We start from the raw sequence: 21990 nt of genomic DNA, 5'->3' as shown, positions 1-21990 counted from the left end.
AACGGACACATACATGCCAGAAAACGATACCAATAACTCGACGGGTGTAACGACCTCCATTCAACTGTACACGCTCCGCAACCTACCCGATTCGGTCCCGCAATTGATTCAAAGGGTCGGGGGTGTGGACAACAATGGTGCGCCGGGATACGATGCCGTCGAATTTGCGGGATTGGGAGACGCAGATCCGAGCGAGATAGCAACGATACTGGATCAGAATGAACTGAGCGCACCGAGTGCGCATATCGGTTTTGATCCAATAGAGAACGACTTCGAGGCGACCGTAGACGCGTATAGTCAACTGGGGTGTGATACATTCATCATCCCATATATCGGTCCCTCGCAATTCAGTAGTCGCGAAAAAGTCAATGACCTTGCCGAGCGAATAAACAGTGCTGCCGATCGACTCGAGGAAGAAGACATCCGACTTGGATATCATAATCATAATCACGAATTCCAAATGCTGGGCGATCAGACAGCATATGATGTACTTGTCGAAGCGACAGATGATCACGTGATTTTCGAGGTCGATGTCGGATGGGTGTTAGCTGCTGGTCATGACCCTGTCGACCACATCTCGCGGTATAGCGATCGAGTCGAGTTGATCCACATGAAGGATATGACGGTCGACGGTGACCAGCATGACTTCGCTGAAATCGGTGAGGGAGATGTCGATATGAGGGAAGTGGCTGAAACCGCACGGAACGTCGCTAACGTTGACGTACTGGTGTACGAACATGACCAACCTGGTAGTCCCGCTAGCTCGACGTCAACGGGAGCGGGATTCCTCTCCCTCGTCGATGGATCTCAAGACCTAGAATGCATCGACATCTCCGACATCGGCGGGGAAAATTATAACGGCAATCTGAGTAAGAGTGCATAGTTACAGGAAACAACTACTCAACAAGTCGATATTCCATTGAACGACATTCGACCATTCTAGGCTGGTCGTCTCAACTCCCATCAGTCGTCAATCACCACTCCAAGTTAGCGTCTGTATTCCGCCGTGTGATTTGATCCTGACTTTCACTGAAATCCAGGTCTTTATTGAGAATCGTTTCCTGTGGATGTCGCCATTCTTTCTCGCAGTTTTCACACTTCCAGACTTCAAATGGGCGCCCATCTTCCGGCTCCCTTCGTACCGAAGTGATTGGTTCCTGGCAGTGTGGGCATATCTCGGGCATGGTAGTTAGTAAGTCATTGATTTAAAAATATTTAACCCATCATTCTATCATTCTATCGATATATTGTATCTATGCATAATTTTAATAGTAATGAGGCATAAGCCCCACAGTATGTCGATTCCAATAATCGATCCGCATATGCATATGATATCTCGATCGAGCAGTGATTACCAACGGGCACGACTGGCAGGGGTTGAATGCTGTATTGAGCCTGCATTTTGGAGTGGAACGGACAAACAATACCCAGAATCATTTTTTGATTATTTCGAGCAAATAATCGAGTTCGAAACTGAACGAGCGGATCGAACCGCAGGAATAGACCACTATGTCACCATCGGTCTGGAACCAAAGGAGGCAAATTACCAAGAAATGGCCGACCAGGTTTTGGAGACACTCCCGGATTATCTGGACAGAGAGAATGTTGTCGGTCTAGGCGAAATCGGTCTCGATCAAGGAACCGAGGCGGAAGAAGATGCGTTTCGGCGTCAGTTGCGGATGGCCGAAAGCAGAGAGATTCCGGTCATAATTCACACCCCTCATACAAGTAAGCCGGAAGGAACCGAGCGGCTTGTCGAGATGATTAAGGAAGAAGATGTTACGGAAGAACGAATAATCATCGACCACAACACGGAAAACACGATCGAGACTTCACTTCAAACAGATTGTTGGGTCGGCTTTACTCTCTATCCCGGGAAAATAACGGATACCAAAGCCATCGATCTATTGGAAGAGTATGGGAGTGACAAGATGCTGCTCAACAGTGCCGCTGACTGGGACCCCTCCGATCCGCTCGCTGTACCGAAAGCACGAGACAAGATGCTCGATCGGGGATGGGACCGCGAGGAAGTCAGGAAAGTCGTTTGGGAGAACCCATTCGAGTTCTTCAATCAATCTTCGAACTTTAATTACGAGCTCAAATAATGAAATTTGGATTTTCCTCGAATGCTTTTCGAGAATATGAACTCGAAGAAGCGCTCGATGCGTTAGCCGACGCTGGATACGATGGAGTCGAAATATTGCTCGACGATCCACATCTCTATCCACCGACCGCCGATAATGAAAGAATAGAGCAAGTTCTAACCATGCTCGATGATCGTGAACTCGCTATCAGTAACTGTAACGCGTTCATGCTTAGCGCGATGGAGCGATCCGAAGAAAGTCTCGAAGCGAACTATTCACGGGACACAGAGCTTTTCCACCATCCATCATTCGTCGAACCCGTAAAAGAGGATCGGGAAAAACGTGAGGAGCACACGAAGGCCGCTCTAAAAACGGCAGCAGCACTCGACGTCCCGCACATCTCGATTCCACCTGGTGGACCAGTACCAGAACAGATTCCCCGTGATGAGGCAATGGACATGTTCATTGAAGGGCTACAGGATGTCCTGAAAACTGCCGAAGAAGTCAATGTGGATGTATTAGTCGAGCCAGAGCCGGAGCTTTTAATCGAAACTTCTGACGAATTTTTGACGCTCGTCGACAAAATTGATTCACCAAGGCTCAAGTGTAACTTTGACGTCGGTCATTTCTATTCCGTCAACGAAGATCCAGTTCCACTCATCGATAAACTAAGCTCATACACTGGTCACTACCACCTCGAAGATATCCCTGCGGATAGAACTCACGAGCATACACAACTCGGGGAGGGAGCAATAGATATCAATGGGTTCCTCGAAAGTCTCGAAAGTACTGGCTACGATGGCTTTGTTACGATTGAATTGTATCCATATGGAGAAACAGCTGCTGAGACAGCTCACGAAGCCATGCAATATTTAAAAGAGAACGGGTGGGCGTAGTCGAATGATTGCTCTATCCGATTTTCGATGAGTAACGGAAGTCCTCGATCACTGAGGGCGTATGCTACCTTGGTCAGGTTGCCAAACCTTTTCACAGCCCCGCCGGATATCATTTTAGGTGCCGCTCTCGTCGCTAGTGTGAGCGATACATTTCCCGCTTGGGCAGTTGTCGGACTTTCGGTGGCGTCTATATTACTGTATGCAGCAGGAACGACCCTAAACGATTGTTTTGATGTGACAGAGGACGCTCACCATCGACCAGAGCGACCCCTTCCGTCGGGGGTTATCGAAAGAGATAGAGCATTCGTTGTCGGGATCAGTTTTCTAATCGGAGGTATTGTAACCGCATCGATAGTTAGTGGATCAGTGGCGGGTATAATAGCTGGAGTTCTCGCCTTTGTCATCCTGATCTACGATGGCATTTTTAACGGAACGATTACTGGATTCCTGTTTATGGGGAGCAGCAGAGCGCTAAATGTACTGCTGGGAATGGCTATAGTAGAGGTCATCGCTGAGATTCCGGTTCGATTACTGATAATACCGCTACTCATCCTCATATACATCGCCAGCGTGACGTACATGGCCGAACAAGAGACAGGAGAGGGCGATCGAACTTCTGTCTTCATTGCGATAGGGGGAACGGCGTTGGCTACTATCGGAGCCATCGGATTTCTCATCGTTCATCCCACCTCGCTATTAAATATCGCTCTTGTAATCGTACTTCTCCTCGTGTTCATCGGCTGGACGGGACAGCCGTTGTGGAGTGCCTATGCCGATCCCTCACCAAAGACGATTGGTCCGGCTGTCGGACGTTGCGTCCTCGGATTGACAATCCTAGACGCCGCATTCGCCGCGACAGTCGGCTCAAAGTGGGCGTTAATCACACTCCTATTTCTCATACCTAGTATCGGATTCTCCCAGATGATCTCTGTTACCTAATCCGCCATTCTTTAGTGGATTTTCCGGGGAAAGCTATTTAATTATAAAATACAATCTATCGGTATGGTTCAACTAGCGTTTTCTACGAACGCCTATACTCAATTTGAACTTCCAGATGCAATAGAACATATTGAACAGCATGGCTACGACGGGTTTGAGTTATTAGCTGACAAGCCACATGCATATTTTCCCGAGTTCGACCAACAAGACACGGATGATTTAGAGATGGCACTGGAGAAGTCGACTCTCTCCGTATCGAATATCAACGCAAACACAGCAAGTGGGTACTATGAAGATGCTCCGGAATCGTCATTTTTTGATCCGACCATCATCACATCGGAAGATGACGATCGAAATTGGAGAATCGAGTACACGAAAGATGCAATTGATTTAGCCGCAAGAGTCGGTTCACCCCCTGTCTGTATTGCCACTGGCCGTCCACTCCCCGGAAATCCCCCAGAACAAGCAAGGAAATACTTGCACGAATCACTTCACGAAATACTCGATTATGCGGAAACCAAGGATATCGACGTGGGGATCGAGTTCGAACCCGAACTCCTCGTCGAGTGCACCGACGAAGTATTGGAACTTATCGAAGAAGTCGACCGCGAATCCTTGGGGGTCAACCTTGATATCGGACATGCAGCGGTCTACGGCGATGATCCTGCCGAAAGTATACATAAATGTGCTGGTCACATTACTGGAGTCCACTTAGAAGATATTCGAGGGGGCATACGTGGTAAACACTACCATCGGATTCCTGGCGATGGGGACTTAGATTTCGGGTCGATATTCAATGCACTCGATGATATCGGTTATGATGGATTTGCAACGCTAGAGTTGTACACGTATCCGAATTCACCAGACCGAGCGGCCGAAAGAGCATACGACGAACTCATCCAATATCTCGACTGAAAACTCTCGACTATGGCGGTAGATTACCCGAATTCACATCGCACGGAATCCGATCAATAATTTATATCTCAATTACTGCTTATATAGATTAGAATTTTTGATATAAACATTTATTTTGATAGGCATATAATATATGGTATCCCGTGACACTGGGCTAGCGACACTACGGTCAACTAGAACGGGAATAAACGAAGTCGAGAGATAAAACAATGTCAAAAAATCATACAGAGAGAGAAGAGATTAGCCAAGAGAGAACGTCACTTGACGTCCACCGCCGATCACTACTCAAAGGGGTTGCTGCGCTTGGCGTGGGCGGCGGTGCGATCGGAACTGCGGCCGCTCAACAGCAGAATGGCGGAAGCAGTGACGATGATGGAGATGAATCATCAGGGGTACCTATATCGATTCAGCTGTACACACTCCGTAATCTCCCGGATTCTGTACCACAGCTAATCCAACGGGTGGGTAGTGTTGACAATAACGGCGGACCGGGATATGATGCCGTTGAGTTCGCTGGATTGGGCGGTGCAAGCACAGAGGAAGTTAATAGCGTCCTCGATCAGACAGGGCTCTCCGCTCCGTCTGCCCATATCGGTCTCGAGAGCCTAGAAGGAGATAGCTTTGAGAGTACCGCTCAGACGTACGCGGACCTCGGTGTCGATATGTTTGTTACGCCGGGACTCCCGTCAATTGATTCCGTGCAGAAGGCCGAGAGCGTTGCACAGCGGATGAACGATGTTGCAGCGAACTTGGAGGAATACGATGCACGGTTCGGTTTCCACAATCACGACGCCGTATTCGAGGAGATTGACGGCAGAACAATCTTGGAGGTTCTAGACGAGAACCTGAATGACAACGTCATCTTCGAAATCGACGTCGGATGGGTTCATACTGCCGGACACGACCCAGTCGAGGTAATTCGCAAGTACAGCACCCGTACCGAATTGATTCACATGAAAGATATGCAGGACGGCGGTTTCTATGAGCTCGGCGAGGGTGCACTCGACTTAGAAACGATTGCCGAAGTCGCACGAGAAGAGGCCAACGTTGAGTACTTGGTGTATGAACACGACCGGCCGGAAAACCCCGCCGGGTCCGTCGGAACTGGTGCAGGTGTACTTTCGTTCCTCGATGGTCGTCCCGGGCTCGAGTGCCTGGAATTTGAAGACGTAGGAGGACCAGACTACAATGGAAATCTCAGCGGCGAGGTAGAAGCGGAACCGATCTCTGCACCATTTGGTTGGGATGCGGGAGGAACGGAAGCGTCCGGTACGGTCACAATCGATGGAATCGAGTTCGTCTCGCAATCGGGTGCCGTGGAAGCTTACGGAGATGGGAGTGCGAGTTCCAACGGTGCCGTTGTAGAAACAGGCGTGAGTTCTGATCCTATCGAGGGAACTGAACACGATCTGCTCTATCAGAGTGAGCAGTACGGCGGCAATCTCTCATATGACGTCTCCATCGAAAATGGCACATATGACGTGACACTTCAATTTGCAGAGTTTTACTTCGGCGGCGACTTCAACGGAAGTCCAACCGGAGGCGGCGAAGGGTCACGGGTATTCGATGTCTCTGTCCAGGGAGAGCAGGTGTTCTCCAAGTTGGATATCTATGCGAGAGTCGGTCATGACGCCGCCTTCACGAAGACGGTCGAAGACGTCGAAGTCACCGATGGGAATCTCTCAATCACTACGAAGACGTATGCAGAGAACTCGAAATTCAGTGGCTTCGTAATCAGACCTGCAGAGGATAACGAGGATCTCGACCCCATCGTTGGAGACAAATCACCGACAGATCCGGATGACGATGGCAAGTACGAAGATATCAACGGTGACGGCGAGGAGAACTACGACGACGTCGTTGATTTCTTCCATAACTACGATGATTCGGTCGTCCAAGAGAATCCGGATGCATTCGACTTCAATGAAAACGGACAGCTAGATTTCGACGATATCGTCGAGCTCTTCCGTTCACAGTAGTCAAAAACAATATTTCCTCGCGTTTTCTTTGCCGTGAGTAATCGATACTTGTTGACCCGCACATTTCAACGTGCGAATTTCGTCCCGAGTCGAGTTCGACTATAATCCACAAATTTCATCTGTTAATGTTATTTCTCCCGATCCGAGTGGTTTCGTTTTGAGAAGGACACGATCTCAGTTTTCTCAAAGAGATGCACCGATTGTATCTAGGTAATGGAACGGTGAATGTTCAAATTTGTTCTGATTATATGAAAATTGTTTTCTCAATTTTATCAGGAGAAATCGGAACAAATAGTTCACAATACTAGGTGATTGGTTCAAAATTGACATTCCCGTTACAGACCTAATTTCGTAATTCCCATTACAGAATTAGTGTTGTAATAGATTTTCGAGGATCCTCTACAGTTTCGTCTTGAATATAAAAAAATTAGATTTGTGGTTCTACAATTGCTGCAGATATGACCATCAATGGAGATCTCGATTCGTCGTCCAAACAAGAGTACGGTGGGACACCACTGTACAGTCCACAAATCAAATGAGAGTCTCGACATTGCATCCGTCTCAAAGATTCGAACAGGGCGACGAAAATCAGTCGCTTCACAACTCGCACCTCAATGTCCATCGTTCCGAGCGATTGAGTCAGGAAATCGGACCACAAATATTAATATTATGTATAATAAACTATTCAGACGTGCCACTCGCTAACAGTGGTGAAGACAGATCATTCAGAAATAGGGTCTATCCCCCCTGTTACCAAAGTGTGAGAAGATCATACGAACGTGAGTCAAGCTATAACCGTCGTTTCAATGTGAAATCGAATATCACACCACGAAAATGGTAGTTGGCTCAGACTAAGGCACAGAAAAAACAGTACACAACACGAAGTCATGAAAGATAGAAAGAGAAGTCACGATTCATCGAATCGATTGAAAAATAGGACACCACTACTGCGGGTGTTTACTCTAGTTCTGATGGTCGGGATGGTAATCGGCGCTCCGGCCGTAGGTACCGTCGGGCTAGTAGGAGCCGCATCCCAACAAGCCGCTACGGTAAACGTGAGCGATGCGACAGTCTCCACTGGAGATACGACTGCAGTCGATGTCTCGATGTCAGATGTCCCTACTGGCCTTTCTGGCTATGATATCACGTTGAGCCTCGATGATGGGTCTGTTGCAACCATCACCAACGCGTCAGTCAGTGACAGCTTTGGCATTAGCGACGTTGAGGTCAGTGACGACGGTTCCAGCGTCCATCTCCGTGGGCTTGACCTGAACAACGAAACGCAACCGGGCGCAAGTGGTGTGTCACTCGCATCAGTCGAGGTCAAAGGAAATTCAGCAGGTACGGCCACGCTGAGTGTAGAAAACGTCACTCGTGTCGACGACGATGATGGAAACTCCATCAGTGTGAATTCCAGCAGCGGTCAGATTTCGGTCGAATCGCCTAACCAATCTACCCCGACCGTCAGTGTCGGTGATGCAACTGTGGAGGAGGGTTCCTCGACGAGTACTCAGGTTATGATGTCGAGTGCTCCCAACGGACTTGCCGGATATGATGTGACGCTCGGCCTTGCGGATGGGTCTGTGGCGAACATTACCGGGGCGTCTGTCGATGGTGCCTTCGGAATCAGCGAGGTCGTAATCGGAGAGGACAACTCCACCGTCCGTCTTCGTGGTGTTGACCTGAACGAAACGATTCAATCGGGCGCGACCAATATCTCGCTGGCATCCGTCGAAATCGAAGGTGGGTCTGCCGGAATGACCGCCTTGAACGTTCAGAGTGTCTCGAACGCTGATGACGACGAGGGTAACGCAATCAATCCCGAAACGGATAGCGGCCAGATTACAGTCGAAGAACAAGCGCCGCCAGGAGATGGGAACGAATCCAGTGCAGATGTCAGTGTGGAGCTAGAGCGCAATCACATCACCGACGATAACACGACAACCGCTGATGTAGTCGTCTCGGAAGTCCCCGAAGGACTCTCCGGATTCAACATGACGGTCGGCGTCAGTGGTAGTGCGGAAATCGTGGGTGCATCATACGGAGATGACCTCGACTTGAACCTGGCTCCTGAATTCGGAGATGATAGAAAGACGGTGATGCTCCGTGCAGTGGATATCGAGAAGAACATCGAACCGGGCGCTGAAAACGTGACGATCGCGACGGTCGAACTTCGCGGTACCGAAGACGGGAACGCGAACGTGAACGTGACCGACGTGGATCGATTCGAAGACGACAGCGGAAACTCCATTGCGGTCAATGCGTCTGGAGATCAGCTTTCAGTTCACCATGTGATTCCGGTGACGGGGGCCCAACTCCCGACTGATCCCGATGGTGACGGCATGTACGAAGACGTTGACGGTGACGGTAGTGTCACGTACAACGACGTAGTGGTGTTGTTCCAGAACTTCAACGATGCTGCGATCCAGCAGTACAGTGAAGAGTACGACTTCGATGGAAGTGGGGAAGTGTCGTACAACGACATTGTTTCGCTCTTCCAGTCGATGGGACAAGCGGCATAACCGGGAAGAACCCCTGGTAATTTTTTCAAGACTTCCTCACAGTCAGTAGCGACCGATCTATTTAGCGACTTCTGCCCGATATCGGGGTTGAAACGTGCCGCCTTCTCTGGATAGGAATCGTATTGCAATGCCCCTAATCATCTCGCGCGGGGGACTGGAACCGACGTGATTTAAAGGGATCACTGCTGTGGTTCATTGCCAGACGATAACGAAATTCAGCACTCCTCCTCAACCATTAAATTCCTCACAATTAGTGTCGAATTTATCGATGGAGGGGAATGATTTATTTGCTCTCCTTACCATTGACGTTAATGGTCCATACGTTATGGATAAACACAAAATTTCACGCCGATCAGTACTCGGTGCTGCTGGGCTCACGATAGCCAGCGGGTTTACGTCCCCAGCCATCGCGAACCACGATGTCAGCACTGGAAACAGCTATCCCAGCTCCTGTGAGGGACCGGGATTCAATGACACACCACAGTTACCCGACTCCCCGTGGCAAGTCCACGACGCGTGTCGGCCCCATCCGCCCGCCGTTGATCCGGGCGAACTATCCTTTTCCAATCCTCCGTCCGACGCTACCGTTCTTATGGGCGACGGCGACAACGGAACGATTTCGCTAAGTGACTGGGAAAACTCGGATACCTGGGAAGTCAAGGACAACTACGTTGTCGTCGGTGACGAACCTCTTGTTAGCAAGGATGGCTTTGGTGATGGACACTATCACATCGAGTGGAAGACGCCGTCTAGCGTCGAAGGTTCCGGCCAAGAGCCTGGAAACAGCGGGTTTTTCCTGGCGAACCGCTACGAGATTCAGATTCTCAACAATTACGAGAATCCCACGTTCCCCGATGGATATGCGGCATCTGTCTTCGGACAGCACCCGCCGTTGGTCAACGCAAGTCTCCCAAAAGGGAAGTGGCAGAAGTACGACATCGTATGGCGAGCACCCCGGTTTACCGACGATGGCGAGCTTGATTCGCCGGGTGTCGTGACCGTCTATTGGAACGACGTACTGGTTCAGAGTCAAATAGTCCTCAACGGACCGACCGTCTATCGAGACGTCGCCGATTACAGTCCGCATCCCGTCGAGGCACCGATCCAAATCCAGAACCATGGCCAGCCAGTTCAATTCCGTAATGTCTGGTACGAATCGGTTCCAACTCCGGAATCGGTCGTCACGTTCGACGGCGACCAACTGACCGCTGAAAGTCTCACCAGTACGATCGAAGCAACCGTCACCAACGGCTACGACTCGGCCATGACCGGGGGTGAACTCGCACTCTCGCCGCCGAGCGATTCGGATGTTACGGTGACTGCACAACAGGGGACGCGCTTCGACCGCCTCGCTGCTGGTGAGTCACAACCTGCTTCCTGGAGTGTGACACGTCCAAGCGCTGACAGTGGGCCGTATTTGTTGGACGCGTCGTCGGCATACACCACCGGCGAGGAGGAACGGACTCTCGACTTCAAGCTTCCAGTCTATCCCGAACCCATGCCGGAGCCCCCCGAAGACGGGGTGAGTTACAGCAAGACGGTTCTCAGCGACCGCATGGATAATCTCATTGACCTCGCCGTCGCCGATGACGGACGGGTATTTTACGTCACCCGCGGAGATTATTTCGCAGGCGTGGTTGGCGGGACGATGGAACTCGGAATGATCGATCCCGAAAGTGGCGAGGACACCGTCGCATTCCAGAAGGACGTCTTCACCGGAATCAACATGGAGCACGGCGGACAGGGAATCTCCCTTGATCCCAATTTCGAGGAAAACGGCTGGATTTACATCTACTATTCTCCCTCGAACGAAGCAGTCGCCGAGAACGATGAAGAGCTAGAGTATCTCAACAACGCAGGCGACACAGGCGATGATGTCGCACGTCCGCCGAGTGAGTCGATCGGGAACCCGTACAACCTCCTGTCGCGTGTCACCATGGTCGACGGTGAAATCGATCCTGCCTCGGAGACGGAACTCCTTCGCGTCCCCATCCAGCGTGATACGTGCTGTCACATGGGTGGCGATATTCAGTGGGGGCCCGATGGTGAGCAACTCTACCTCACCACTGGTGACAACTCCTACTCGAAGGTACCCGCCGACAATGGGTTCGCGCCTCTTGATGAGCGTGAAGATCGCGACTACTTCGACGCTCAACGGACGGCCGCGAACACAGCCGATTTCCGCGGGAAGATCTTGCGGATCATCCCCGAAGACGACGGATCGTACTCGATTCCCGATGGAAATCTCTTCACTGGTTCCGAGTACGCCGATGCACGCGAAGAAGGGACCGTGCTTCCAGAGATCTATATTATGGGAGTCCGCAATCCGTATCAGGCGGGCGTCGATCTGGAGACAGGGACGCTCTTCTGGGGCGACTATTCGGCCGACTCGCGGACTTGGAGCGATGCACGTGGTCCACCCGGTTTCAACGAGTTCAACCGTGCGACGAGCGCCGGTAACTACGGGTGGCCGCACTTCACAGGTCCGTACCCCTTCTACGACTACGATTACGAGACCGAAACGTCGAATGGGCTCTTCGATAAGAGCGCACCGATCAACGATTCGCCACACAGCGGCGGGATCGAACAGCTTCCACCGGCCAGAGATCCGCTCATATGGTATCCCGGAAACTGGGATTCGGCCCGCGAGGACGTCCCATCGGACTACGATCTCCCGGACGAGGTACCGTTCCCGGACTTCCAAGGAGGAGCACCGATCGGTGGACCGGTCTTCCGCCATCAAGACAGCTATACCGAGCGAGGACTCCCACCATGGCTCGATGGTGAGTATATCATCGCGGAGTGGGGTGCTGGCTGGATCAGAACGGTCTCGTTCGAGAACGGCGATGTCGCCGAAGGAGCGATCTCCGAGATCAAACCACTCGCCTCGAACATTCAACTCCAGGCACCCATCGACATCGAAATCGGACCCGAAGGAATGCTCTATGTCGCGGAGTACGGAGCATTCTCCGGTGAGGGTTCGAAACTCTCGCGAATCGAACGTCAAGAAGTTCAACCGGTATCCGCGCCGTTCGGCTTCGATGCTGGCGGTGAATTGCTTGATGGTTCAGTCTCTATCGACGGACTCGAGTACGTCGGGAACTCACCCGCCGTGTCCATGTACGGGGATTCGAGCGCGAGTTCGACCGGAACCGCGGCGACGACGAACCTGTACCCCGACCCCCCCAATCCGATCGACGGGACTGAACACGACGCGCTCTACCAAACGGAGGCGTTCGGCGGTAATCTCTCGTTCGACGTCGCGATCGATAACGGATTCTACGACGTGACCCTCTACTTCGCGGAGACCAACACGGGACTCGGAGAAGGAGACCGGGTCTTTAACGTCTCCATTGAAGATGAAGAGGTTCTCTCGGAGTTCGATATCGCTGGCGAGGCCGGGACGAATACGGCCGTCTCGCGAACGTTCAAAGGAATCGAAGTATCCGATGGAACGCTGACCATCAGTACGGAAACACTGTCGGACAACTCCAAGTTTAGCGGCTTCGCGATCCGCGAGGCTGAAGGCCCTGCTCCAACCGAGACGGTGTCGGTACCGTTCGGCTTCAATTCCGGTGGCGGAGACGCCTCCGTTACGATCGATGGAATCGAGTTCTCCTCGGAGACAGGCGAAGGCGTCCGTGTCTTCGGGAATCCGAACGCAAGTGGAACCAACACTGCGGTGGGTACCTACTCGACCGATGAATCGATTGCGGGTACCGAGCACGACGCACTCTATCAGAGCGAGCATCACGGCGGTGATCTCTCGTACAACGTCGGCGTTGAGAATGGAACGTATGACGTGACTCTCTACTTCGCAGAGACGAACTCGTCGCTTACCGAGGGTGACCGAGTATTCAACGTCTTAGTCGAGGGTCAATCCGTCTATTCGCCGCTCGATATTATGGCCGAAACCGATCGGTACACCGCACTGAAGAAGACGGTTACCGTCGAGGTCACCGACAGCGTCCTGAACATCAGTACGGAAACGCAGTCGGACAACTCCAAGTTCAGTGGGTTCGCAATCCGGCCGTCGGACGGTAGTGGCGACTCGGACGTCATCGATCCGGAAACGACGATCGAGTTGGGTGCCCAAATCTCCGGGTGGACCGGTCAGGCACCGAGCAGGATCGAAGGCCAGAACAACCCGACTCTCCCCTTGCAGGCGGGCGAGAGTTACACCGTGAAGTGGGAGAACAATGATGGCTACCCCCACGACTTCGACATCAGCGATGCGGACGGTGAGACGCTCTTTGACAGCGACATCATGAACAGTCAAGGAGAGACCAAAACCGTCGAGTTCACCGTCACCGAGGCGATGGCAGAGTACTTCTGTTCGGTCCATCCAACCCAGATGCGCGGTAACATCGAGGTGAAGACCGGTGGCGATGACAATCTCCCGCCGGTGACTGGCGACTCGCCGCCAACCGATCCAGATGGCGACGGTAAGTACGAGGACATTAACGGTGATGGCGATGCCAACTACGACGACGTGGTTGATCTCTTCGACAACATCGAAGAGGACGCGGTGCAGGACAACCCGAGCGCTTACGACTTCAACGATAACGGCCGAGTGGACTTCGCTGACATCGTTAAATTCTTCCGCTCCCTGTAAGCCACTTCGCCATCTTTTCGCTTTTTTGATTACGAAGTCGATCGCTACCTGGACTTCGTCGAGCTTACGTTCGGCCCTCATCCCGATAAGGCTCTAGGACGGGAGAATATAGCAGGCCTCGGAGAAGCGTGCCAATTCGCTACTTGAGACGACCCCGAAGAGCCGTTCGAGAGAAAGAGATCGGTTGACAAACACCCGGACGTATGGAGGCATGGGGTCGCGATGGCAAGGTCGGCGTCAAGTCCCGTTATCATCCGTGCGCTACAGTCGGTACGGGGTCGGCACTAATCCCCTACGACCCAATAGTTAGGAAATCGACATTGCCAAGATGGACGATATCCGGTCGTAGCAATCACCGAAGTCAACAACACAAAGGAGCTCACCGACTCGCTGACATCGACTCTCACGATGAACACGTCGATCGAAATCGGTAACGAACGACACACCGAACGATTGGCGTGGTAGTTACGATGCCGTAATGTACTCGAGAACTATCGCAGGTTGGTTTCCACTCTCCACTCCGAGGACATCCGTTGAAAATGAAATAGTAGAGTTTAGGAGTCTGCGACTTCCTCGTTGTCGGGAGTCCCGTCGCAGTCCGAATCCGTTTTGGTCGGATTCGTTCCGTACTGATTGACTTCTTCACCGTCAGTGAGTCCGTCACCATCAGTATCGACATTGCTCGGATCCGTTCCGAGTTCCATCTCTTCCTGGTTGCTCAATCCATCACAATCGTCGTCCACCGCTTTATTATCGTCATCACCGCTGTTGCCGTTGTTCGGTGGTGCAGTCGTGCCGTTGTCGTCACCGTTGTTCGGTGGTGCAGTGGTACCGTTGTCGTCCCCGTTATTCGGTGGTGCGGTCGTACCGTTGTCGTCACCGTTGTTCGGCGGTGCAGTGGTAGTTGTGGTGGTCGTAGTGTCGTCGTTATCGTCCGGCGGTGCGGTGGTAGTCGTTGTAGTGGTGGTCGTGGTGTCGTCGTTATCGTCCGGCGGTGCGGTGGTAGTTGTGGTGGTCGTAGTGTCGTCGTTGTCGTCCGGCGGTGCGGTGGTAGTCGTTGTAGTAGTGGTCGTCGTAGTAGTCGTCGTGGTCGTCGTTTCATCTCCGACCGAAATCGTCCCACCGACTAAACTGAGGTCAGCCGGGCTGCCATCCTCGGAGTCGATATTCTGATCCACAAACTCGACACCGGTTTGTCCTGCTTGCTCACCCTTCACTTCGAGAGTGGCGATCGGGACGTCCGACGAACCATTTTGAATATTCCTCCCGAGATCGGCCGCCTTGAGGAACACTTCGGATCCATCATCGCTCACCTCAACCTCGGAGATGCCAAACTCGTCCGAGACTTTCGCATCAGTAATCGTCGCGACATCCGGGTTCTCTAATCGGACTATGAAATTAAATCCTGAAAGTCCGTTCGGAAGCTCTGAAGCAGTGATTTCAACAGTTCCCGTCTCACCGACGCCGAGGTCGGAGCTATTCGATGAAATCTGTGGAGACTGTTGTTGCAATATTCCCTGGGTTGTGAAGCCACCTGCAACGACACTGACAAGCAGTATCGATACTAGCAGGCCACTCAAAATAATTCTGGACTTGCGCTTTGGTATCATAATACGCGAATATATTATTAGACCCTCATTATTTAATTGTTGTGGTCAGAATAGTGTTATGTTCTGACTAATCGCAGCATATGACGTCTAACCACTTCCAGTAGCTCTACGAGTATCCCCCATCTCGTCATTCATTTGAAAAAGATAAAATAACGTGGCTAGATTCAAATGGGAACAATATCGAGACAGTCATAATCTGTCACCCATCAGACTATATTCTACCGGATGCGTTTTCGACAAATTTCAATTATCTGTACACGTGGTGGTGTTGTCAACCTTCCCATAGGTAAAGATGTATCTGACCAGAATTCAGAGATTAACGGTTATTCATCCACAAAGTATCGAACAAATATTATTTGGCAGACACGAATGACGCGACTAAATATCTCCAATAAGTGAATAATTATTGCCAGATGTGATTGTAGTATTTCCAACAACACCGTGCAGTTACAAAAATAATTTATGTTTTTCATCTTCAGTGAACTCTGGTTCGTTTATCGAATATAGAAATCACAAAGGAACCCTACGAAATAGTTTGTTCTCATGAATTCAGTATCTCGGGAACGAGTGCTGAATCTTTTCGCCGTCGAAAAAATACCGTGTTCATTAGCTTCGACAGAAGATAAAATACGAATATTGGTTATTGGATGATCACTTACATAGAGTTGAAGAGCTCTATGATGTCATCGAAGTCCAGTTGTCCATTCTGATTGAAGTCGAACGCTTCGGGGTTGTTTTGGACTGCCGAGCTCTCGAAGTTATCGAACAGCGCCACCACATCGTTGTACGTGACTTCACCGTCACCGTCAACGTCTTCGTACAGTCCATCACCATCCGGATCAGTCGGACGTGAATCACCAACGATCACTGGTGGCCGATCGTCACCGTCATTGTTGGACTGAATCGACATCCCACCACGCATCCGAGTCGGATGTACCGAACAGTAGTACTCGGCCATCTCTTCCGAGGCAGTGAAGGTAACCGACGCTGTCTTCCCCTCATCTCGTACGAGCTCAGTTCCAACCATCTCCTCACCTTGGGCATCGAGGACGTAGAAGTCGTGCGGTGCTCCATCGATGTTCTCCCACGTAACCGTGTAATCCTCACCTGCTTGGAGCAACAATGTCGGGTTAGTGTCTCCCTCAATTGAACTCGGTGCTTGACCAGTCCATCCGGTGATCGTACCGCCTAGCTTGATAGTCGTTCCTGGTTCGATGACTCCACCATTGTCGTTATCTCCTTCGAGCGATTGCGTGTACAATTGCTCGACCTCCGGCTCGGAGAGCGCCCGGGAGTATGCCCAGACGTCATCGACACGGCCAGCCATATCGTAGCCCTGACCAACACCGATGTTGAGTGGTTCGGCGTCGGATTGAGTTCGTGAGCCACCGGTCCAAGTCTGGGGTGAGGCGTCGAGTTCGCCATCCTGGTCGAATACATGGAGTCTCGCATCGCCACCATCAACGACCATTACGACGAAGTACCACGTCTCTGGATCGATCGCAATCTCCGTACCGCCACCACCACGACCGGTGTTACCGTTTTGCCAGAGCTGAGGATAAATCACAGATCCGTTTGAATTGAATTCAAGATCCCAACCGTCCGTCGGACCATCTTCAATCGAACCGCCGACTTGGAACGGTATTCTAGCCCATTGTTCGTGATCCGTATAGTTGATCCAGGCACCAGCTGTTGCGCCTTCCCCATTGAGCGGTAGAGGTTCGGTAGTCACCCCGTCACCAGCTTCGGCATCCTCTGGTGGAATCTCGACCCCGGTCTCCTGATTGGTGTGGAACTCGTAGGCGTTGCCGACGACTCCCGACTCACCAGTCGTGACGTCGCCCTGAATGGTTGCATCGTTACCGGTAACGGTGTTCGTAGGCGTGTCGCCGTCAAACGGGAGATGTGCTTCCAAGCCCTCCTCAATTGGTTCACCATTGAAGATGGTGATAGTGGTACTCGAGGCGGTTTGCTTATCATCGCCGTCGTGAGTGAACATCGCATTAGCCTCTATTGTGTACGTCCCTTGAGCGGGGTCGCTGCCGGTCGAGACCTCAAACTCGATCGACTGACTCTCGCGTGGTTCGAGAGAATCGATGATCGTCTCCGAAGGAGGAGTAACCTGGACTTGATCACTGCCAGACTCAAGCGAGAGCTGTACATCCGACAGTTCACTGTTAGAGGTGTTTTGAACGGAAACTGTCGCTGTCGTAGTTTCTTCCGGACCAAGTGTGCCACTCTCGAGGCTGACCGACACGACTGCGGCCGCACCTCCTGTGATTTTGTAAATGCCGGACTTTTCGGTTCCCGGAGTTGAGTATCCCATTCCCCACTCAAGGAGGTACAATGCTCCCTCCGGTCCGATGGTCATATCCATCGGCGATAGGAACGTCTCGTTCGGCATGAACGGGTCGATATCGAGTATTTCGCCGTTCTCATCATAGGAGACGGTTTTGATCCAGTCAGCACCCCATTCTGCGATGAAATGCCTGTTATCGAAGTAGTCGGCGAGGGCTTGGTCCCCGGAATAGTTTTCAATGTTATACACCGGGCCGCCCATCGGAGCCCCTCCTTCCATTTCGGGGAACGGTGGCTCGTCGGGGAGGTACTCCGTTGCGTAGTCCGGTGGTGAACTCAAGAGCGTATCCCACGAATACGGATACCAGATGGTCGCCTCGTTGGGAGTTGGCAATTCCGTGAGTCCATCATTGTTCGGGGATTCGTTGACCAAGTTCTCGGGGTCGAATGGCTCTCCGGTCGAATCGAAGATGTAGCCTCGAGAGTTATCCGCGTCTACGAATTCACCGTCGATATACGGGAGGCTTGGCCCGATAACATACGGCCAGCCATAGTATCCGGCTTCGCTCGCTCGGTTGAACTCCACGATTCCGGTGGGTCCGCGTTGAGCGTCCCATTGTCGTGAATCGGGGCCGTACTCTCCCCAATACAGGACGCCAGTCTCATCATCAATGCCCATCCGGAAAGGATTACGACAACCCATAATGTAGATCTCCTCGCGGACCAGCCCCTCGTCAAGTTCCTCACCGTAGCCCTGTGCTTCAGTGAACAAGTTGTCATCGGGAACCGTGTACGAGCCATCGTCCTGTGGAGTGATTCGGAGGATACCACCCCGAAGATCCGCCGTATTGCCGGCTGAACGTTGGGCGTCGTACAACACTCGACCGTCGCGCTCATCGATCGGTGAGAAACCATCCGATTCGAACGGACTGGTATCATCCCCAACCGAGATGTAGAGGTGGCCCTCCGGTCCGAACTCGAGATCACCCCCGACGTGACAACACGGCTCGGGTGCGGCCGGCACTCGAAGGATGTGTACTTCAGAGGAGGGGTCGATGGTGTCCCCATCGACAGTGAATCGGGACAGTTGCTTGTGGGGATCTTCCCCGGTACCCTCGGTCGAGACGGAATAATAGACATACAACCAACCGTTTTGGTCGAAATTCGGGTCGAGAACGATGCCCTGCATTCCATCCTCGCCGCTAAGATAGACTTCCTTCTCCAGGGCAGTCGTGATTTCTGTCATTTCGGGGTCGACCACCCGAATTTTCGCGGTTCCAGTTCCGTCGCCGTTTGCAGGTGGACCACGTGTGGTGAAGAATACGCGGCCATCAGGTGCAACCTCGATTGCCATTGGCCGTTCGAGACTGGATGCAAGTTCCGTCTTTGAATAGCTGCTCCAGACGGGGGTAGTGTCAGTTGGATCGCCGTCACCAATAGGCGAGTCCGGATCGAGTTGCTTCACTTCGATCGAGCGGAACTCGGTCGGATGACTCTCTGATTGGATGGAAATCGTGCCGGCTTCGAGCGGAACACCGCTGTTCAGTTGCGGGTTCGTGTAGCTCACGACCACGCCGTCGTCCTCGACGATATGACGGATCGCCTGATTGCCACGGACGACAACGGTGACGGTTACCCACTCATCGCCTCGGTAGGTGTCCGAGTTGGAATTGGTACAGTGTTGTTCGTGTAGCTCACCGTCCATGAAGATGTTCGTCCCCGGAGTGCAGACGTTGGCGGTCGTGCGCTCGTTGTCCGTACCTGCCTCTTCGCCGAGCAGTTGAACCTCGATAGAGTCGGGATAGTCCTGGTCGATTCCCATCTCCTCGGGGGTTTGGCCGTGAACCATCAACCCGTTATTTCTACGGGCCCACGAGGGTGCGCCGGATACTTGCTCCCCGACGAAACGGTACTCGGCGCGCAGAATATAATGGGAGAACTCGTTCTCGTAGAAGAGATGGCCGAAGACGCCATTCCACTCGTCGTACTCGTCGTAGTTCACTTTGAGTAGCCCATCTTCAACGGAGAAGGTGTTTTTATGCCCTTCTCCGGGAGGCTTTCCAGTGAATTTCCGCGTCCAGTTATCGAGATCCTCCCCGTTAAAGAGTTGTATCCATTCATCTTCGTCGGTGGCAGCGACTGCATTCCCTGAAATACCGGAGAGACCGATTGCCCCGAGACCTCCAATCGCTTGTAATACTTTTCGTCTATTAACGCTTCCAGTACGAGCTCTACTGCTCGTCCTTGAATTTTGATTATCCACAAATTCAGATGTTACTACAATCATAAGTAATTTTTTTATGGTAAAAATATAAATTGTAAATGAGTAGATGGTCCATTACTAGCAATTACCCATAGCCATACAGAACTTTCTGCATAACAAATCGACGGCTGAAGATGATTAACTGTGAAATTATTAAGTAAAAATCATAACGGCATGCAAGGTATAACGAAGTACGGCATAGAACGCTATTATTCGACAGAAAATGATTATATGGCGCCCCATACTCAAGTACAGATATAGAGAATAGTACAGTCAATCGGTTATTGAAATTCAATCGAGGCCGACGTTTTGGGATCTGAAATAGGAGTAGAGACGTCGGATTGGTTTACTATTCGTTTAAATAGGATTGTATGAATCCGAGTATTGAATAACCATCACGGTAATAGTATCGTATGAAACAGTCGGCTAGAAAGTTTTGTGACGCGGTATCACCATCGTGGTGGGCACTCGACCTGAGCAACCAGAATATCCGAGTCAACCGATGGACAGTGAAATGGTACAGTCAGAGGGGAGACGGCCAATGAGCGTCGTCATCGTCGGAACATTGGATACCAAAGGAGAAGAAATCGACTTTGCTCGAAATATCCTCGAATCACAAGCTGTTGACGTCCATATCATCGACACCGGTGTGGTAGGTGAACCGGAAATCGAACCGGACACAACGGCAAAGGAGGTGGCCGAGGCAGGGGGGAGCAACCTAAAATCCCTCCGGGACGAACGAGACCGAGGCAAAGCGATCGAGGCAATGGGAGAAGGTGCAGCAGCCATCGTTTCTCGATACCACGATGAGGGTACACTCGATGGCATCCTCGGATTGGGAGGGTCGGGAAACACATCAGTTGCGACGACAGCGATGCGTGCATTGCCCATTGGCGTTCCCAAATTGATGGTATCGACAGTCGCCTCCGGCGATACGGAACCGTACGTGAGCACCCAAGATATCATGATGATGTATTCCGTCGCGGATATCGAGGGTATCAATCATCTTTCGGGCACCGTCATTTCCAATGCTGTACTCGCCATGGTTGGGATGGTAACAAATGACCCCGGCGTTACCGTCGAAGACCGACCGACAATCGGGCTGTCGATGTTTGGTGTCACTACACCCTGCGTTCAAGAAGCACGCGCGTGGCTCGAAGAACGGGGATACGAAACGATCGTCTTTCACGCAACCGGGACTGGTGGACAAGCGATGGAACAACTCATCAGGGAAGGTATGATCGATGGAGTTTTGGACGTGACCACGACGGAATGGGCAGATGAATTGGTCGGCGGTGTGTTGAGTGCTGGTCCGAAACGCCTCGACGCCGCTGCGGAGCGAGGAATTCCCCAAGTTGTCTCGACCGGGGCACTCGACATGGTTAATTTCGGCCCAAAGGATTCGATACCCGAAAAATTTGCTGACCGTCATTTTCACGTCCACAACCCGCAGGTAACACTCATGCGAACGACGGCGGAGGAAAATCGAGAACTCGGCCGAATTATCGCCGAGAAACTCAACGCCGCAACGGGACCGACTGGGCTCGTGCTACCCTTACAAGGGGTATCCATGCTTGATGATGAAGGAGAGGATTTCCACGAGTTCGAATCGGATGAGGCGTTATTCGATTCTCTTCGAGGTCACATCGATGACGATGTGAAATTAGTAGAAGTCGATGCCCACATCAACGATACGAAATTTGCACGAGCGATTGCGAAGGAGCTTGATTCCTATATGCGTGACGTTGGAATCGTAGAGTGAACTGTCGGACAGTCTCTTTTCGTCCATCGACCACTCCAAGGACGTGGCGAAGAATTAGATAGAGCTTCTGTGTATGGTCCATACTGTATACTTAGAACGGTTGACCA

The 21990-nt window shown here is 51.7% G+C and carries 11 protein-coding genes; 9 read left to right on the top strand and 2 right to left on the bottom strand.

The features are described 5' to 3' along the window. Positions 1-13: 13 nt before the first annotated feature. The 8 genes from ACGYLY_RS26580 (at position 14) to ACGYLY_RS26545 (ending at position 13950) form a co-directional block, all read left to right on the top strand. The gene (locus ACGYLY_RS26580) at positions 14-883 is read left to right on the top strand and encodes a sugar phosphate isomerase/epimerase family protein (protein ID WP_395285741.1); all 870 of its coding nucleotides are present in this window, start codon (positions 14-16) and stop codon (positions 881-883) included. Positions 884-1322: 439 nt separating this feature from the next. Next, positions 1323-2105, top strand: a complete 783-nt coding sequence (locus ACGYLY_RS26575; RefSeq protein ID WP_395285837.1) for a TatD family hydrolase — start codon at positions 1323-1325, stop codon at positions 2103-2105. Continuing rightward, on the top strand, positions 2105-2980 hold the full coding sequence (locus ACGYLY_RS26570; protein ID WP_395285742.1) for a sugar phosphate isomerase/epimerase family protein: 876 nt from the start codon (positions 2105-2107) through the stop codon (positions 2978-2980). The genes ACGYLY_RS26575 and ACGYLY_RS26570 overlap by 1 nt, the downstream gene beginning before the upstream one ends. Before the next feature lie 27 nt (positions 2981-3007). Further along, positions 3008-3919: a UbiA family prenyltransferase gene (locus ACGYLY_RS26565; RefSeq protein ID WP_395285743.1), complete on the top strand. Its 912-nt coding sequence runs from the start codon at positions 3008-3010 to the stop codon at positions 3917-3919. Positions 3920-3982: 63 nt separating this feature from the next. Further along, positions 3983-4834, top strand: coding sequence for a sugar phosphate isomerase/epimerase family protein (locus ACGYLY_RS26560; RefSeq protein ID WP_395285744.1), 852 nt, complete (start codon positions 3983-3985; stop codon positions 4832-4834). Positions 4835-5043: 209 nt separating this feature from the next. Next, the gene (locus ACGYLY_RS26555; RefSeq protein ID WP_395285745.1) at positions 5044-6813 is read left to right on the top strand and encodes a malectin domain-containing carbohydrate-binding protein; all 1770 of its coding nucleotides are present in this window, start codon (positions 5044-5046) and stop codon (positions 6811-6813) included. Positions 6814-7700: 887 nt separating this feature from the next. Next, a complete protein-coding gene (locus ACGYLY_RS26550; RefSeq protein WP_395285746.1) occupies positions 7701-9335 on the top strand; it encodes a dockerin type I domain-containing protein in 1635 nt (544 codons plus the stop codon). 592 nt (positions 9336-9927) lie between these two features. Next, positions 9928-13950: a malectin domain-containing carbohydrate-binding protein gene (locus ACGYLY_RS26545; RefSeq protein WP_395285747.1), complete on the top strand. Its 4023-nt coding sequence runs from the start codon at positions 9928-9930 to the stop codon at positions 13948-13950. Positions 13951-14504: 554 nt separating this feature from the next. Here the strand turns inward: ACGYLY_RS26545 and ACGYLY_RS26540 are convergent. Both ACGYLY_RS26540 and ACGYLY_RS26535 read right to left on the bottom strand, forming a co-directional pair. Continuing rightward, a complete protein-coding gene (locus ACGYLY_RS26540) occupies positions 14505-15263 on the bottom strand; it encodes a hypothetical protein (protein WP_395285748.1) in 759 nt (252 codons plus the stop codon). A 952-nt stretch (positions 15264-16215) separates the two neighbouring features. Beyond that, complete coding sequence (locus ACGYLY_RS26535; RefSeq protein ID WP_395285749.1) at positions 16216-20145, bottom strand: family 16 glycoside hydrolase; 3930 nt, start codon at positions 20143-20145, stop codon at positions 16216-16218. Between the two features lie 517 nt (positions 20146-20662). On the opposite strand from ACGYLY_RS26535, the gene ACGYLY_RS26530 reads away from it, so the two are divergent. Further along, a complete protein-coding gene (locus tag ACGYLY_RS26530) occupies positions 20663-21883 on the top strand; it encodes a Tm-1-like ATP-binding domain-containing protein (RefSeq protein ID WP_395285750.1) in 1221 nt (406 codons plus the stop codon). Positions 21884-21990: the final 107 nt, after the last annotated feature.

The organism is Haladaptatus sp. CMAA 1909, assembly GCF_043952005.1.
Classification (GTDB): Archaea; Halobacteriota; Halobacteria; order Halobacteriales; family Haladaptataceae; genus Haladaptatus.
The sequence above is the reverse complement of the archived record's forward strand: the minus strand, read 5'-3'. Positions and strand labels throughout refer to the sequence as shown.